Source organism: Microseira wollei NIES-4236 (genome assembly GCF_020521235.1).
Lineage (GTDB): Bacteria > Cyanobacteriota > Cyanobacteriia > Cyanobacteriales > Aerosakkonemataceae > Microseira > Microseira wollei.
Map to the genome: position 1 here is coordinate 26,079 of NZ_BLAY01000050.1, position 16,790 is coordinate 42,868.

Here is a 16,790-nt window from a genome sequence, read left to right on the forward strand (position 1 = left end):
TGCGATCGTTCTTTCCCAGCACGCTCAAGGTCAGCATTTGACCGCCGTGAGCGAAAGTGGGTGCTTAAGCTGGGGAATACTATAATTCACACTGGCACTTTCCTGACACGAAAGGTGGCGCGCGACAAGACTCCCAGAGCTAACAAGCTCGCCATTAGCCATTAGCCATTAGCCATTAGCCATTAGCCATTAGCCATGATTCACTATCTATGACCGCATCAAGTATATTTGCTGGTTTTCGCCGCAAAAGCAACCCCAACCCCTAAGGGAAAGGCGTTCGAGTTACCTGGGAGTCTGGGTTGGTATGGATGCCGCTAGGGTATTGCAGATAGCATACTGGTGAGAGTAGCTGTTTGCTTTTAGCGCTGATGCCAGAACCAGCTATGGCTCCTCCACTTTATAGGTGAAGATGTTATCAATAATTTTTTTAAACTGAAGTGCGACTCAATCATTACTGTTACAGCAATCAATTGCAACCCCTGATATGGCAGATGAACGTACCCTAACATTAACCAGCTCCAATGCTTCTGCCAAGAGTTCTGCGGCAGCAAACCCCATCACCGGGGGGACGCGCCAATATTCCCGTCTGGCGCGCTTAGGCCATATACTGACGGGAGCTTGCGCTTTAGGAGCAGCGATCGCTACCGCAGCCAATACAAATTTAGTCCGGCTGATGGAATACCAGGCGCAAATGTTATTTTTTGAACTGCGCGGCCCGGTAGAAGCCCCAGAAAATATTGTCATCTTGGCGATTGATAACGAGTCTTTAAAGCAAGCAGATATCTATCTGAGTGCGCCCCAACAGTATGCCTACTTGGAACCGATACAAACTTGGCCTTGGAAACGCGCCGCCTATGCCAAGGTCATAGATAAAATCATGGCTGCTGGCGCCCGTTCTGTTGCGGTAGATGTAGTATTCGATCGACCCAGCAAGTACGGAGAGGCAGATGACCAACAGTTGCGCCAAACCTTGCAGCGCTATGCCGGTAAAGTGACTTTAGGCGCAGTTTACGAAGATATCCAGTCGAACCAGGGGACGGTTAACCAGCTAACCCAACCCCTTGCCCAATTTTTGACCCAACCCTTTTCTGTTGGCTCGATTAATTTCCCCCTAGAGCCAGATGGCAGAATTCACAGATTGGGCAGCGAATACCGCAAGCTACTAGAACAAACGTACAAAAAGGAATTAGTTGATGAGTTTAAACACTTGTCGGTAGCAACGCCCTCGTTTGGGGAAGCAGCCATAACTGCATCGGGATTAAATTATGCCAAACCAAAAGGGGATCGCATTCACTATTGGGGTCCAGCGGGTACGTTTAAACAAATACCTTTCTGGTACGTACTCGACCCAATTAACTGGAATGGCTATCTGCAACAGGGAAGCTATTTCAAAGACAAAATCGTGCTAATTGGACCAACGGCGACCGAGTTGAAGGATTTTCACAAAGCACCGTTTTCCCAAAGTTGGCTGTATCCCGATCCCTTAGCGGGAGTAGAAATTCACGCCAATGCGATCGCAACTTTACTACAAGGCAAAACCCTGCAACAAATCCTTCCCCACACCCCCCTCAAAGGTTTATTTGTCTTGCTGTTTAGCGTTGGTGCAGGCTGGTGGTTAAGCAACCGAAAACGCTGTTTAACCCGGTTTGGCTGGACAGTTGGGATTGTGGTCGCTTGGAGCGGGATCGGCTATATTGCCTTTGTTTATGGTGGCTTAATTGTACCCGTTGCCGTGCCGGTGTTTGCGATCGCCCTGTCGGGTGTTTCCTACCTCACCACGGGAGTCGCCATCTGCCAACTGAAAAAACGCGATCTCCGCATACTCGTAGAAAGCAATGCCACCTTGCCTGAAGTAGGGGATATTCTCGATACTCTGGATGACTTAAACCCGGTACCAGTGCAGTCCAAAGCACCCGTAACAATTAAATCCCAATCTGCACCGCTCAATTCAGTTCCAGCACCCATCAATTCAACACCCGCAACTAACAACAAAATCATCGGCTTTCGCTACGAAATTGTCAGAGTTTTGGGTCAAGGAGGTTTTGGCGAAACCTATATTGCTTGCGACACCCAACGCCCCGGAAAGCCGAGATGCGTCGTCAAGCAACTCAAACCCGCTTTTAAAGACGCCAAGCACATGAAACTCGCCCGACGATTATTCGCCACCGAAGCCGAAGTCCTGGAAAAAGTCGGTCAACACGCTCAAATCCCCCAGTTGCTGGCTTATTTTGAAGAAAACGAACAATTTTATCTGGTTCAAGAATGCATCGACGGACATCCACTCGATGAAGAATTGCTCATCGGCAGACAACTCCCCGAATCTATAGTCATCAACATGTTGCAAGAAATCTTGCAAATATTGGAATTTGTCCACAAACAAGGCGTCATCCACCGAGATATTAAACCCAGCAATATTATCAGGCGGGAAAAAGACGGTAAATTAGTTCTAATCGACTTTGGTGCGGTTAAAGAAATCAACACCCAACTGCTAGAAAACGAAGGAAAAAGCCGCTTTACAGTCGGAATTGGCACCCAAGGTTATGCCCCCAGCGAACAATGCGCGGGGCGTCCGCGATTCAATAGCGATATTTACGCCGTCGGTATAATGGGCATTCAAGCTTTAACTGGACTACCCCCCCATCAGTTAGTGCAAGACCCAGAAACGGGAGAATTACTGTGGACATCCAAGGCAAAAGTCAGCGAAGAACTGGCAGAAGTTATTAGCAAAATGGTGCGCTACGACTTCCGCCAGCGCTATCAAATTGCCTCAGAAGCCAGGGAAGCGCTATTAAAATTAACTAATTTTTCCCCCGAGAGCGTGACTCAGGCAGATGATATGATAGATAATTTCGCTCCGGAAAACATCGACGACTTTACCCAACCTTGGTCCGATAGGCAAGAGGAGGAAGACGAGGCTACCAAACCTTGGACTGGTATGCCCCAGGAGGAAGACGAGGCTACCAAACCTTGGACTGGTATGCCCCAGGAGGAAGACGAGGCTACCAAACCTTGGACTGGTATGCCCCAAGAGGAAGACGAGGCTACCAAACCTTGGACTGGTATGCCCCAGGAGGAAGCAGAGGAGCAGGTGAGCTCAAGAGCACAGGAGTAGTGTTGGGGCGGGTTTTACCAACCATTCTGTGGAAAGAAACTGGGTTTCTGTGAAAAATTGTGGAGCAAGGAAAGAGATCTAGGTCGAAACCCGGTTTCTTTTCTCGTTAAACCCGCCCCTACTTGCGTTATTAGCTATTAGCGCTGTGACTCATAACTAATAACTATTGACTATTGACTACTGACTATTTTTCAACTGCCAACCCGGTTTAACAACCTGACGTGGGCGAGCAATAACTAGGCAATCATCGGGTACATTTTCCGTTACAACAGATCCGGCGGCAACGGTGACATCGGTTCCCAGGGTTACTGGCGCAACCAAAACGCTATTAGAACCTGTTTTCGTGCGATCGCCAATCAAGGTAGGATGCTTCTTGACGCCGTCGTAGTTTGCCGTAATCGTACCCGCACCGATATTTACCTTAGAACCCAACGTGGCGTCTCCCAAATAAGACAAGTGGGCGACGTTAGTGCGATCGCCCAAGGTAGTATTTTTCAGTTCGACAAAATTCCCGATGCGACAAGATTGTCCCACCTGGACTTGACAGCGTAAATGGGCATATGGTCCGATGCTAGTTCCACCTGCAACAACGCTATTGATCGCCACCGAATACAGCACCGTCGTATTCTCGCCGATGTGGCTATTTTCAATTAAACTACCGGGGCCGATACGACAACCCGAAGCGATCGTTGTAGTCCCGCGCAAATGGGTTTGAGGTTCGATAATCGTATCCGGTTGGATCTGTACCGTATCATCGATGGTGATGCTGTCTGGGTCGATCAGCGTCACCCCCGCAGCCATCCACTTATCTTTGACCCGCGCTTGCAAGATATTGTAAGCCGTTGCCAGTTGCTTGCGATCGTTGATCCCCAGGACTTCCTCGTAGTCCTCCACCTCCATCACCATCACCGGCGAGAGATAATTTACCGCATCGGTTAGGTAGTATTCTTTCTGATCGTTATTAGCCTGAAGTTGAGGTAAAACTTTTTCCAGATCTGCCCAACGGAAGCAGTAGACTCCAGCATTGACGCGGTGATTTTGTTTTTGAGCTGCCGAGCAGTCCCGGTCTTCTACAATTTGTTTAAGCATATTGTTCCCGTGGCAAAATACGCGCCCATACCCGGCAGGATTGGGCAGATTCGCCGTCAGGATCGTAGCCGCGTTTTGGTTGGATTTGTGAACTTCAATCAGTTGCTCAAGGGTTTCCGGACGCAGGAGGGGAATATCCCCGTTTAAAACCAGCAAATCCCCATCGAAGCCTTCTAGATAGGGCAATAACTGCTGAATAGCATGTCCGGTTCCCAACTGCTGCTGCTGTTCGACAAATTCCACATCCGGGTGCGACTGCAACGCAGCTTTTACTTGCTCCCCCTGATAGCCAACGATCGCAAACCGCCGCTTGGGCGCCAGACCTTGACAGCTATCGAGTACTCGTTCGACGAGACTTCGCCCTCCCAAAGAATGCAACACTTTGGGCAAAGTGGATTTCATGCGAGTTCCGCGTCCCGCCGCTAGAATTGCTACCGCTACCATAGACAACAACAGGTATGAGAATGGAAAACTGAGGAGTACTCAAAAGCGATTCTACTAGGAGAGGGAGTGGGAAGGGAAAAATTTTATCGGTAGCCGTTCCTCAAAACCTCTGCAACAGGACTTAGGCAAAGAAACAAAGGGCGATCCGAAAAATCGTGGGTTTGGCAAGGAGAAATCAACTCTGAAACCGGGTTTCTGGCAACGCCCTTGCGTAAGTCCTGTGCAAATCTCGGCAGAGATCGGCAGATCTAGGAACGACTCAGCCAGGCACATGGGCATGCCTACCTTGGGGAAGCCGCGACACCTACAGATGAACGCCCGTCTGTAGCAACTGTCGAACTAGGTTAACCAATAGCGACTCAGGTTTATAAGTCCGTGCCTAGTTCCAAGTAAGCTGCCTCAACATTGTCGAGGCAAACCTTACCTAAAGCAGATCGGGAGCATTTCATCCACCGTGATTCATCCGGTGGATGAAATGCGACAAGGGCTTATTTATTCGCAGTCAGCACCGAGAATATTAACTTTTGTGAGGGAGCCGCGCCAGCCATAAACAGTTGTAAGATTGAAACAGGTCGATAAAACATAACGCCATGATTACATAGGAATTCAAAGCCAAAGGAAAAATTGAGCAGTACCGAAAAATAGATGAAGCTATCCGTACATGCCAATTTATTCGCAATAAAGCAATAAGATTTTGGATGGATAATCGTGGCGTTAAGTTGTTTGAACTGGGCAAATTAAGTGCGGTTTTGGCTAAAGAATTTGAATTGGCAAGTCTTCTAAATTCTCAAGCCAGACAAGCGGCTACCGAGAGAGCATCATTCTCGATTCAACGTTTTTACTCAAACTGCAAAGCTGGGAAACAGGGTAAAAAAAGTTACCCAAAATTTCAAAAGAGAAACCGTTCCGTAGAATACAAGCAAACGGGATGGAAGCTCTCAAAAGAACGCAAATACATCGATTTCATCGACAAAAACAATATTGGTAGGTTAAAAATCGTTGGCACAATCGACCTGCACTACTATCAAATCGACCAAATTAAGCGGGTCAGAATTATTCGGCGCAGCGATGGATATTACGTTCAATTCGTCATAGACGCGGAACGGAATATCGATATCCAACCGACTGGTAGAACCATCGAATTGGATGTTGGATTGTCAGCTTTCTACACCGATTCGCAAGGTAACAAGGTAGAAAATCCCCGTCACCTGCGTAAATCGGAGAAAGCCTTGAAGCGATTGCAGCGCCGGGTTTCTAAAAAGGAAAAGGGGTCTCGCAATCGGAAGCGCGCGATTAATCGGTTAGGGCGCAAGCATTTAAAAGTTTCCCGCCAGCGTAAAGAGCAATGCCCTTAAAGCGGCTTTGTGCGTAATAAAATCTAACGATTTTGTGGCGTTCGAGAAACTGCTTGTTCGCAATATGGTGAAAAACCGCCATCTAGCCAAGTCTATCAGCGACGCTGCTTGGTCGCAGTTTACCGAGTGGTTGGAGTATTTGGGCAAAGTTTACGGTCGGATTGTGGTGGGAGTACCGCCACAATATACCAGCCAAAATTGCTCTAATTGCGGTCAAAATGTGAAAAAGTCGCTGTCAGTACGCACCCATATTTGCCAATGTGGATGCGTTTTAGATCGCGATCATAATGCGGCAATCAATATTTTGGATAGAGCGCACCAAACAGACTGGCTATCAATTGAGTACCGCAGGGCATTCGGGAATTCAAGCTTGGGGAGAGACGATCCTCTACTCGGATTTGGCAACAAGTCTGGGCAAGATTTCTCAGTGAACCAAGAATCCCCCGTCTTTTAAGCGGGGGAGTGTCAATTAGCAATAAGGATGACAGAAGATGTCAAATTACCAGGACTTACGCAAACACCAAAGTTTCTCTGAAAAATCTTCGACTTGGAACTAGAGAGCGCAGCAAGAAACTTTGGTGATAGGAACGCCCTTGCGTAAGTCCCGATTACGTTTCTCTTGAGGTTGAACATATTCAGCCAAAATCAAAGCGCCAGAAACTGCAACTTAATTCTTCTCCACTTCTACCCATAGCTACTCATTTTTGGGTATGTCTGATATGATTTGGTCAACTAATTCTCGCTTGCCGTTCTTTCCATTCAAAAACGGTTTTTAATTTTTCCCTTACACCTTCTCGAATATTAAAACCAACAGGTTTCCGTCAAAAGGTTCGTCTGCTCAAGGTTTGGCGCCTAATTTGTGTTTTTTATTTCCTGGCATACATAATCGCTGTAAATATTGCTATATTAATATATAACACGTTTAAAGGTTAACCGATGGCAACTCTCACGTATGTTAAAGGATTACCGACAATAGCAGCATAACTGAGTAGCTTAGGATTCACAAATATGCAGATGTTTCTTGCTGCTTACAGTCAGGTATTTCACTCTTGCTCCTGTGAAACAGCTAATCATATTCTGGCTGGAAACAATTTAAACAAATCCAGTTGTAACACTCACTTACAGACAACTTACGGAATCTCAAAGCGTTATGGCAATGGTGTTATTTCTGATGCTCAAGGCGCGGTTGATGCATCCAAAAAGCATCGAAAACTTCACATTGAGAAATTAAAAGGTAAACTAGAATTTATCATCAACAAAAAGCGGTTTTCAGTTCGCCTTGAGTATTGCCAGCCAGTCCATGGAAGCGATGGATACAGCTACGCCGAAATCTCTGCAAGAGCCAGTTATTTGCTCGAGTTATGAAGAGATTTTTGTACTCAGCAGTCAGCCCCAAAAAAGCAAAACGATCCGCTGAACTCGTTTGGGAACCGATGTCGCCCAATTGTCAACTCATGAAGCTAAAGTCGCTGTTTTTTCCACCAAACTGCTGCCTTTAGCGTTCTCATGCTTGACCTTTGCTTTCAGGACGACGGTGCGAATAAACTTGGTAAATTGCTCCACCAGTTCGGGATTGCGCCAACCTTTAGCAGTTTCTGCCGCAATAATTTCTAAAGCTTTTTCGGGGGTGAAAGCCACTTTGTAAGGCCGTTCGCTGGTCAGGGCGTCGTAGATATCGATGATTTGAAATACCTGCGCCAAAAAGGGAATTTCATCCCCGGCGAGGCGATCTGGGTAGCCCGAACCATCCCAGCGCTCGTGATGGTGGCGGATAATCGGTAGAACGCCCCGCATGGTTCGCAAAGGCTGGCAAATTTTTTCGCCGATCAGCACGTGCTGCTTCATCACCTCGAATTCTGGGGGTGTGAATTGGCCTTTTTTCAGCAACACGGCGTCGGGAATGCCCACCTTGCCGATATCGTGCAAATATCCCCCCCACATTAAGTCCCGGATAGAAATCCGGGACAGATTGAGAAATTCACCAAAGGCTTTACCCATCGCCACCAGTCGTTCGCAATGGTCGCCGGTGTTGGGATCGCGGCTTTCGATCGAACGGGCAATGGAAAAAAGTACTTGTTCGGCGTGATCTAAGTCTTCGTTGAGGCGCTTCTGACGTACCAGGGACTTGACGCGCGCCGTCAGTTCCAGGCGGTCAAACGGTTTGGTGAGGAAATCATCTCCTCCAGCTTCGATGCCGCGAATGCGCGATCGCCTATCATTGAGTGCAGTAACGAAAACAATGGGGATCAGCCGCGTATGTTCGTCCTGCTTCAGACGCCGACACACTTCAAACCCATCCATTCCCGGCATCATTACGTCCAGCAGCAACAGATCCGGCTTGGTTTCGGCTACCATAGACAGCGCATGAGGACCGCTTTCTGCTTCCAGCACTTGATACCCCTCTACTGCCAGTAGCGTCGCCGCCGTCATGCGACTGGTAGGATGATCGTCAACCACCAATATTAAGGGTTGTTCTGATAAGCCCCCTTTATCGGCATCAGACCAGCTACTCAATGAGGTTACAGTGCCTAACGAATCAACACCCATACCAAAATCGGGACTTGCGATCACAGTTGCCTTCCTAATACTTCCAGGATGTTCACTTCAGCTAAAGACACAATCCAATTTTTACAAATAGTCAAGAATTCTTAACAAAAGCAGTTTTCAACTATAAACCAGTGCCAGGGTCGCCTAACACGGAGCCATCTAACCATAAGAAAATATATTATTCCAGCCCTAGCTGTGAGACAGCACTCGGATTTTTTGTGATGCAAATCACAAGGGGTTATGGGAGCAAGACATGGCGCATGTTTTGGCTATTGGGCATGGGGAATCGGACAATTAAAAATCAGTCGGACGATTGATCTTGAATAGTACAATTCCATGTGAGGGCTTAAAACTGAGTATCTGCTTTTTGAGCCAACTCGGTGAGAGAAGCGCCACTGACGCGACAAATGCGCCACTCTTCTAAGATAGAAGCTCCCATGCGCTGGTAAAAAGCGATCGCAGGCGAGTTCCAATCTAAAACGCTCCACTCCAGTCGTCCGCACCCGCGCTCAACTGCCAATTTGGCAACATAGGTCAGCAGTGCTTTGCCAATCCCTTGACCTCGGTATTCTGGCAGCACAAATATATCTTCTAAATAAATTCCCGGTTTAGTTAAGAAAGTGGAATAATTATGAAAAAATAATGCAAACCCAACAGCTTGCCCGTCGAATTGGGCCAGAATAGCCTCAGCATAAGCCCGCTTACCAAACAGGTGTTCCTCCAGGGAAGCTGGACTACCACTGACGGCATGGGAGAGTTTTTCATACTCTGCCAGCGCCACAATTAAATCAAATAATACCGGCACTTCAGTTGGTGTAGCCGGTCGAACGAGCGCTGGCAAACCCATAGTGTAATTTAAGATTGCAGATTTCAGATTTAAGATTAACTCAATCTGCTATCTTAACTCAAGTTGCTAGTTATAGGCTTTGGCGGCAAATCAACCCGGTTTCTCTGAAAAATCGTGGGTTTGACAGGGAGAAATTAACTCTGAAACCGGGTTTCTGACGCTCGGTAATTGGTAATTGGATTCATTGGCTGTGGATTCTTCGCAATTACCAGTACCCTTGGATGTAACTCGCAACTTGGGCGATCTTAAATCTAAAATCTGCAATTAGCTCAGCCAGTTTTTCAACCGCTGAGCGATTTGGGGGCGTCTCAATTTCCGCATCGCTTTGCTTTGGATTTGACGCACCCGTTCCCGCGAAAGATTATACAAGCTGCCGACCTCTTCTAAAGTACAAGGTTCGTTGGTAGTCAAACCATAGCGCAGGGAAATGACATCTTTTTCCCTGGGGGTGAGGACATCCCCCAATACTTCCCAAATCTCCTGACGCATCATCGCATCGCTCATCTGCTTTTCCGGAGATTGAGTATCGGTATCTTCCAGGAGATCCACGAGTTCGGTGTCTTCTTCTTTACCAACGCGATGGTTGAGGGAAAGCGATCGCCTGCGCAGCTGTAACAACTGGCGCAGGTGTTCGGGGGAAATATCTAAAGCTTGTGCTATCTCAACTTCGTTGGGATTGCGCCCCAGTTTTTGCTTGAGTTCCCGCTGCACTTTTTTGAGTTTGTTCAGCTTTTCGACGATGTGGATCGGTAGGCGTACCGTGCGCGCATCGTTGGCGATCGCCCGCGTAATTGCCTGCCGAATCCACCAGTAAGCATAGGTAGAAAACTTATATCCTTTATCTGGATCGAACTTCTCGGTGGCGCGATTCAATCCCATCGCCCCTTCCTGAATCAAATCCAGAAACTGCACGCCTCGGTTTAAATACCGCTTGGCAATTGAAACCACTAACCTCAAGTTCGAGCGAATCATCCGCCGTTTCGCCACTCGCCCTTGATAAAGCCGATTTTCCAATTGCCGTTCGGTTAACCCACACGCCGCCGCTAGTTCTTCTGTGGTAGGATGTCTCCTCAAGGCAGTCTGTAAGCGTTTTTGGTGTTCGTCTAATTTAACCAAAACTTGGATGCGGCGGGCTAATTCTATCTCCTCGCTGGGTTTCAGGAGCGGATAGCGCGCCATTTCCTTGAAAAATGCGCCTACAGCATCATCGGCAATCGTTTTTTGATAGCCTGACCTGCGAACTTCTACCAATTCACCTTCATCCCCTAACTCGATCGCTTCTGCTTCCGCTTCTACTTCAGCTAGATCGGGTTCGGAAGGCTCCAAATTGCCAGAGGATGTCAAATTCATATCTACCAATACTGGATCGGTATTCTGGTAATCCAACTCAGCAATATTCATACTCAGGTCTGTTTCGGATTCGGGTAACGGCTGGTTGTTCAACAGTGGTTTTTGTTTATACATATCTAACTAAGTCCGCTCCACCTGTTAAGGATTTTGCTTGATGCTTAACTAGATTCTTTTATAGAGAACCTATTACTGTTTTGCCTGCTGTATTATTTATGGCATTAAAAGGAAAATTTAACTAATAAGGTTAATCTTCTATGACATAACTTATAAATGAGTCATCCTTAAACTTTTAGTAAGCTTTCAGGCTGTAATCAAAGCATCTCATATACTAGAAAATTTTCTTCTCTATCGTCGGGGGTAAAACACGCACTATGCTACGGACGGAAGTGTCAGCGGGCGCTACAATTATAAATTAACTTAAAACTCCGCCTCCAGCGAGATTAATGGATGGGATTAACTCAGTAGTTGCGAACCGGCTAAAATACAACATAAATCTGGTTAACAAGAGCTGTATGTATACTACCCATTTGAGCGGCAACTTGCCTTTAGTCGCCGAACCTGGATCGTCTTATGAGACTGCCTCCTCTCCCAGCAAATGGGTGGAAGCGCTGGTATATTGTCCAGGGATTGGTGAAGACGCTCAAAATGGGGAAGATTCCCGGAGTATGCAGTTATATACTTACAGCTTGCCGCCAGAGATGGAAGTGCAGCCTGGGGATATTTTAACCGTGCCGTTTGGGACCCAGGTGTTGAGAGCGATCGCAATTCGCATCATTAACCAACCCCCCTCCAATATAGCGCCGGAAAAAATCCGCGATATAGATGAGGTCGTTAGCCCCGGATTTTTACCCTCTACCTATTCAACCCTGCTGTTGCGCGTAGCTTCTTACTATCACGCGCCGCTGATGACGGTAATTAAAGCAACTTTACCCCCTGGGTTACTAGATAAACCCCAGCGTCGCCTTCGCCTCAATCCGGATACTATCCCTACCGGCGCAGCTGCCTTTCTCAGTTTATCGGCGCGAGGGATTTTAGAGGTGCTACAAGCTTCTAAAACCTCTGATTGTGCCTGGAACTACGTTAAACAGCAATTGGAGAAACAACACCGCATCAACCGCAACGGAGCCTCGCGAGGATTAAAAGAGTTGCTCAAACGCCGTTGGGTGAAAAGCTATCTCGAAATCGCCCCAGCTACAAAGCCGAAATTAAGAAAAGCGATCGCTCTCTCCGCAAATGCATACTCTAGCAACGTCACCCTCACATCCCGCCAAAGAGAGATTTTAAAATTTCTCAGCACCCAAGGCGGGGGCGAAATGTGGCTCGATGATTTTATCAAAACTTACAAGACAACCTTGTCCACCCTAGAGACACTAGCGGAAAACGGCTGCGTTGTGATTCAGGAACAGGAAATCCTGCGGAAATTAGCCGAACCTGAAGTCGGCGGCCATACTGACAAAGTATTGACTTTTCAACAAGCTTATGCATTAGAAATTATTAATAATTTAGCAGGATATGCCCAAGTACTGTTGCATGGGGTGACGGGTTCGGGGAAAACGGAAGTATATTTACAAGCGATCGCGCCCATCCTCGCATCTGGTAAATCGTCGCTAGTATTAGTACCGGAAATTGGACTGACACCGCAGTTGAGCGATCGCTTCCGCGCCCGCTTCGGCAGTAAAGTTTGTATATATCACAGCAATCTTTCCAAAGGCGAACGTTACGACACCTGGCGTCAAATGCTCGCAGGGGAACCCCAGGTTGTCATCGGCACACGTTCAGCCGTATTTGCCCCCCTACCCCACCTGGGTTTAATTATTCTAGACGAAGAACACGACTCCAGCTTCAAACAAGACCAACCCACCCCCACCTACCACGCGCGCACCGTCGCCCAATGGCGCGCCGAGTTAGAAAATTGCCCCCTAATTTTAGGTTCCGCCACCCCTTCTTTAGAAACTTGGGTAGAAGTGAGAGAGCGGGGGAGCAGGGGAGCTCTTGAGCAGAGAAGCAGAGGAGAATTATCCAATTACCAATTACCCATTACCCATTACCTATCCCTACCAGAAAGAATTCAATCTCGCCCATTACCGCCTGTAGAAATAGTCGATATGCGGCAAGAATTGCGCGAGGGTAACCGTTCAATTTTTAGCCGCTCGCTTCAAGATGCCTTGCAACAATTGCAAGAAGAACAAAAGCAAGGAATTTTATTTATCCATCGACGCGGACACAGTAGCTTTGTCTCTTGTCGCAGTTGCGGATATGTGATGGAATGTCCCAACTGCGATGTTTCCCTTTCTTATCACTACACCTACGAAGGCGCGCCCCAATTGTTACGGTGTCATTACTGTAACTTTGTCATAGCTCACCCAAAAACTTGTCCGGAATGCAGTTCGCCTTATTTTAAATTCTTCGGCAGCGGTACTCAGCGCGTCGAACAAGAATTGAAAAAGCAATTTCCTCAGTTGCGCTGCATTCGATTTGATAGCGACACCACCCGCAATAAAGGATCGCACCGCACTTTGCTAACCCAGTTTGCTAACGGGGAAGCAGATATTTTATTAGGCACTCAAATGCTAACTAAAGGGTTAGATTTACCCCAAGTTACTTTAGTAGGTGTTGTAGCAGCTGATGGACTGCTGCATTTATCAGATTACCGCGCATCAGAGCGGGCATTTCAAACTTTAACTCAAGTCGCAGGTCGAGCGGGGCGGGGCGATGACCCTGGGCGAGCAATTCTGCAAACTTATACACCAGAACATCCAGTTATTCAAGCGGCGCAGCATCACGCCTATGAATATTTTACCCGCTCAGAATTGCAGCAGCGAGCCGCATTAAATTATCCCCCATATGGGCGTTTAATTTTATTTCGCTTGAGCAGTTTAGATGAAATTGAAGTTGAAAATACTGCCTTGATGCTAGCAGCTCACTTGCGTCCAGTAGATCAGAACGCAGCAAGTTACGAAATTTTAGGGCCAGCACCTGCTAGTATTATGCGAGTTGCCAATCGATATCGATGGCAAATTTTAATCAAGTTTCCACCAAATATTCCCCTGGAATTACCAGATTTGACTGAGTTGCGAAACTTGTGTCCTGATTCAGTTAGCTTGACGATTGATGTTGACCCGCTCAATTTTATGTAGTGGAATTAGAGGCGTAGCCTCTCCCATCTAGTTCCCAGGCTCAGCCTGGGAACTAGATCCGGAGGCTCCGCCTCCAGGTTACAATTTCCAAGTTCAGGATTATCAATTCTAAATACTACATGGCAAATCAACTTTTAAACCAGATAGAAAGATTTGCACGATCCATTCATCGCCAGTCCACTCACCGCCTAAAAACCTGTTCAAAGATTGACAAATTTCCGCTTTTACTGTCTGTTCAGATACAATTTCAGGTTGTGCCTCTTCTACAATGGGAAGTGGCTCGCTACTTGACTCAAATTCATTAATGCTGGATACAACCTCAAATTTTCCATCGGCGTAACAAACAGCGCCTTTGTACTGGTTCAAAATATCTAAATAGACAATTTGCAACCTGTGCTGCATTCCTCGTTCAAACCGCTCGAAAAGGGATGGTTCAAAAGTTTTTTCCCAGTTTTTGATAAACTCTGAGTTGTTTCGTAACTCGGTTTCTTTACGTCCCCTTAAGTCATCTATTTGGTAATTAATTCCCATGCGGATAATATCTGCTACACTGGTTCCCAAACTTTTTGCTTTTTGCTTTAACAAATCGTCTTCTTCTTCCGTCAACCTGATGCGATATTGCTTGATTCTTTTCATAGAGCTATCCAGATTTCCGTTTCTTAGTATAGCTGGGAAGGGTTGTTGACGGCGCGCAGCTGCCTCCGACTTATGGGAAAATTGTATAATTAATTACAGAATAAATCGCGAAATTATGATTATACTTTCGCAAGCTTTGACAAGCGCTACGGGATTATAAGCTTTTATCTGGGTAGTTTTACAGGTAAGCTAATCTCATCAGCGCAATAGGACATCAGGGTGCTAAAAGCAATCAGATCTGGCAAGGTATTAAATTTACTCAAGAGCGTAGCAGTTGCTGCCGGTATTATTTGTATAACAGGGTCAGCAAATGCGGCTAGTTTAACGCGGGGGACTACATTTAATACATTCCTTGAGTGTTTCAACGACGGCGTCGGCCTGGTTATAGGGGAAAATTCTACCATTAATGGCTGGCAGTATGCATTTGATTCCAATTCCGATGGAGTCAACGGTATGTGGGGAATTGGTGCTGCTGCTGGGCAGAGAAATCCTTATGATATTTTCGGCATGGCTGTTAAAGAAACTGCCGACAGCATTATTGTGGTGCTTAAGGGGAATATGCCTTTGACAGGAAGCCCAGAAGCGAGTGTAGCATCTGGACAAATTGGATGGGGGGATTTATTTTTCAACCTTTCTGGTCAAGACTTTGCATCAGCGATGAATAGCGGGGATTTGTTCGGTATTCGCTTTTCTGATGTCAATGCTTCTGGGGTATCAAGACTCGGTGTTTACGGAGGCGTTCAAGCTAAAACCGTTACTGATATCAAAAATGGCTATACGATTGCTGCTGGTGGGATATTGGGATATGAGAATTCAGTCACCAGACTAGGTGGTACGGTGGGTTATGGAGATTTGTCCCGTAGCTATTTAGGGACGAAAGATGGGAAATTTAATTTGAATGCGATCGCTTCCGGCAATTTTCTCACAGATATTACCTTCCTGGCCAAAGGTGATGTGACGCCACAGTTACTAGCCACGGGATACGATACTAAAAACCTTGCTGGAGCGCACACCATCGCGTTTAAGTTTAATAAGTCGGCACTCAGTGGAGCCACCTCCATACCCGAACCTGCGAGCATTATCAGTTTAGCAGCGATTGGCTTGGCGATCGCTTGCTGCAAGCAATAGCAACCATTCTTTCACTCATACAGTGCCTGCATCCGTACCCTACAGATGCAGCATTTATACTTATATAAGTAATAAAAAACATAGCTAACTATTTCGGTAAATACCCAATAGAACCTCAACGGTAATTTTAAAAAGAGAAGTGGATTTACGCTTTTTTTCGGAAGATTCCGTTTCCTATGCTTGGAACCTGGAACGGCAAAACGGAATCAACCAAAAGGAAATAGCATGAAATCCTCTTTGCTCAAAGCTCTCTTGGGTGCTACTGCAACTGTTGCTGGTTTAATCTCGATGACTGGGAACGCCAATGCTATCAGTTTAGGCAGATCAACCCTCTCCATCGCCATGGAGTGCAACAACGACATGATGGCAATCGTATTGGGTAACAGTACCAGCGGTCAGTGGCAGTATGTTAATGATGCGGTAGGAGATGCTTATGGTGGGAATCACTATGAATTCTATGGCATGGGTTTGATGGAAGATGCCACTCACGTTTATTTCGCGATTAACACCCACGACATGGGGTTGAATGCAGGTCAGGACACCGTAAGCAATGGACGCACTCAATACAACATTGGCTATGGGGATCTGTTAATTAACACTAGGGGAACTAACCTAGCAACAGCTAACGGCAATCTATTCGGCGTTCACTTCGGTGCTAATAGTGGGGGAGTGACCCAAGTCCAATTCGTCGGTCTTTATGGTAATGTAACGGCTAGGAGCGTAGGGGGACAGCACGTTAGCTCCCAGGCGACCATCGATGGCTACCTGAGAAATATGCCTGCAAATACAGCAACTTCCGCAAATTTCTTTGGCAGCTTATCTCGCGAGACTGGACCTACCTATTTCGATCCAACTGGTTTTAATGTGATTCAGTCGGGAAGATTCCTTTCGGGAATTGAAATGCTGACGTTGAATCAGTTACAAGGCGTAGGTTACAATAGCAGCCGCTTCCAAGGTGGTCAAACTGTTGCATTCCGTATCGCTCGTTCATCCTTTGGTCCGGAACAATCAGTTCCCGAACCTACAACTATCCTTGGTTTAGCAGCTATTGGTTTAGCTTTGGCGATTGGTAAGCTGCGTAAGCAGAATGTGGACGAGTAATCATCACAGGGTGCTGACGCCAAAACTAGGATGAAGTTTTTTCC

General features: G+C 46.7%; 12 protein-coding genes. 7 read left to right on the forward strand and 5 right to left on the reverse strand.

What is annotated here, in order from left to right; all coding sequences use genetic code 11:
* The first annotated feature begins 484 nt into the window (after window positions 1-484).
* Window positions 485-3,112: a serine/threonine-protein kinase gene (locus MiSe_RS17800; RefSeq protein WP_226582830.1), complete on the forward strand. Its 2,628-nt coding sequence runs from the start codon at window positions 485-487 to the stop codon at window positions 3,110-3,112.
* Between the two features lie 177 nt (window positions 3,113-3,289).
* Here MiSe_RS17800 and glmU read toward each other — a convergent pair whose 3' ends face one another.
* Window positions 3,290-4,645, reverse strand: coding sequence for a bifunctional UDP-N-acetylglucosamine diphosphorylase/glucosamine-1-phosphate N-acetyltransferase GlmU (glmU, locus tag MiSe_RS17805; RefSeq protein WP_226582832.1), 1,356 nt, complete (start codon window positions 4,643-4,645; stop codon window positions 3,290-3,292).
* A gap of 653 nt (window positions 4,646-5,298) precedes the next feature.
* Between glmU and MiSe_RS53855 the strand changes: the two genes are divergently transcribed.
* The 3 genes from MiSe_RS53855 to MiSe_RS17815 all read left to right on the forward strand — a co-directional run bounded on the left by MiSe_RS53855 (window position 5,299) and on the right by MiSe_RS17815 (window position 7,365).
* Complete coding sequence (locus tag MiSe_RS53855) at window positions 5,299-6,000, forward strand: RNA-guided endonuclease InsQ/TnpB family protein (protein WP_307731452.1); 702 nt, start codon at window positions 5,299-5,301, stop codon at window positions 5,998-6,000.
* 34 nt (window positions 6,001-6,034) lie between these two features.
* On the forward strand, window positions 6,035-6,454 hold the full coding sequence (locus tag MiSe_RS53860; RefSeq protein WP_307731450.1) for an RNA-guided endonuclease InsQ/TnpB family protein: 420 nt from the start codon (window positions 6,035-6,037) through the stop codon (window positions 6,452-6,454).
* A gap of 554 nt (window positions 6,455-7,008) precedes the next feature.
* Complete coding sequence (locus MiSe_RS17815) at window positions 7,009-7,365, forward strand: hypothetical protein (protein WP_226582834.1); 357 nt, start codon at window positions 7,009-7,011, stop codon at window positions 7,363-7,365.
* 87 nt (window positions 7,366-7,452) lie between these two features.
* Here MiSe_RS17815 and MiSe_RS17820 read toward each other — a convergent pair whose 3' ends face one another.
* From MiSe_RS17820 to MiSe_RS17830, 3 genes are all read right to left on the reverse strand, one after another.
* Complete coding sequence (locus MiSe_RS17820) at window positions 7,453-8,547, reverse strand: response regulator (RefSeq protein WP_444980515.1); 1,095 nt, start codon at window positions 8,545-8,547, stop codon at window positions 7,453-7,455.
* Window positions 8,548-8,893: 346 nt separating this feature from the next.
* Entirely contained in the window at window positions 8,894-9,394 is a 501-nt protein-coding gene (locus tag MiSe_RS17825; RefSeq protein WP_226582839.1) for a GNAT family N-acetyltransferase, read from the reverse strand.
* 264 nt (window positions 9,395-9,658) lie between these two features.
* On the reverse strand, window positions 9,659-10,795 hold the full coding sequence (locus MiSe_RS17830; protein WP_226582884.1) for an RpoD/SigA family RNA polymerase sigma factor: 1,137 nt from the start codon (window positions 10,793-10,795) through the stop codon (window positions 9,659-9,661).
* Between the two features lie 461 nt (window positions 10,796-11,256).
* On the opposite strand from MiSe_RS17830, the gene priA reads away from it, so the two are divergent.
* Window positions 11,257-13,881, forward strand: coding sequence for a primosomal protein N' (gene priA, locus MiSe_RS17835; RefSeq protein ID WP_226582841.1), 2,625 nt, complete (start codon window positions 11,257-11,259; stop codon window positions 13,879-13,881).
* 108 nt (window positions 13,882-13,989) lie between these two features.
* Here the strand turns inward: priA and MiSe_RS17840 are convergent, their stop codons facing one another.
* Window positions 13,990-14,517 (reverse strand): plasmid mobilization protein, encoded by a 528-nt coding sequence (locus MiSe_RS17840; RefSeq protein WP_226582844.1) that lies wholly within the window; start codon window positions 14,515-14,517, stop codon window positions 13,990-13,992.
* Between the two features lie 219 nt (window positions 14,518-14,736).
* Between MiSe_RS17840 and MiSe_RS17845 the strand changes: the two genes are divergently transcribed.
* Both MiSe_RS17845 and MiSe_RS17850 read left to right on the forward strand, forming a co-directional pair.
* On the forward strand, window positions 14,737-15,645 hold the full coding sequence (locus MiSe_RS17845) for an XDD3 family exosortase-dependent surface protein (RefSeq protein WP_226582846.1): 909 nt from the start codon (window positions 14,737-14,739) through the stop codon (window positions 15,643-15,645).
* A 363-nt stretch (window positions 15,646-16,008) separates the two neighbouring features.
* Window positions 16,009-16,746 carry a PEP-CTERM sorting domain-containing protein gene (locus tag MiSe_RS17850; protein ID WP_373872809.1) on the forward strand — a complete coding sequence of 246 codons (738 nt, stop codon included), beginning with the start codon at window positions 16,009-16,011 and terminating at the stop codon, window positions 16,744-16,746.
* Window positions 16,747-16,790 lie beyond the last annotated feature (44 nt).

Coding starts and splice junctions, on each gene's coding strand:
- MiSe_RS17800 (WP_226582830.1), top strand. CDS start 485: ATGGCAGATGAACGTACCCTAACATTAACCAGCTCCAATGCTTCTGCC.
- glmU (WP_226582832.1), bottom strand. CDS start 4,645: ATGGTAGCGGTAGCAATTCTAGCGGCGGGACGCGGAACTCGCATGAAA.
- MiSe_RS17815 (WP_226582834.1), top strand. CDS start 7,009: ATGCAGATGTTTCTTGCTGCTTACAGTCAGGTATTTCACTCTTGCTCC.
- MiSe_RS17820 (WP_444980515.1), bottom strand. CDS start 8,547: ATGGGTGTTGATTCGTTAGGCACTGTAACCTCATTGAGTAGCTGGTCT.
- MiSe_RS17825 (WP_226582839.1), bottom strand. CDS start 9,394: ATGGGTTTGCCAGCGCTCGTTCGACCGGCTACACCAACTGAAGTGCCG.
- MiSe_RS17830 (WP_226582884.1), bottom strand. CDS start 10,795: ATGAATATTGCTGAGTTGGATTACCAGAATACCGATCCAGTATTGGTA.
- priA (WP_226582841.1), top strand. CDS start 11,257: ATGTATACTACCCATTTGAGCGGCAACTTGCCTTTAGTCGCCGAACCT.
- MiSe_RS17840 (WP_226582844.1), bottom strand. CDS start 14,517: ATGAAAAGAATCAAGCAATATCGCATCAGGTTGACGGAAGAAGAAGAC.
- MiSe_RS17850 (WP_373872809.1), top strand. CDS start 16,009: ATGGCAATCGTATTGGGTAACAGTACCAGCGGTCAGTGGCAGTATGTT.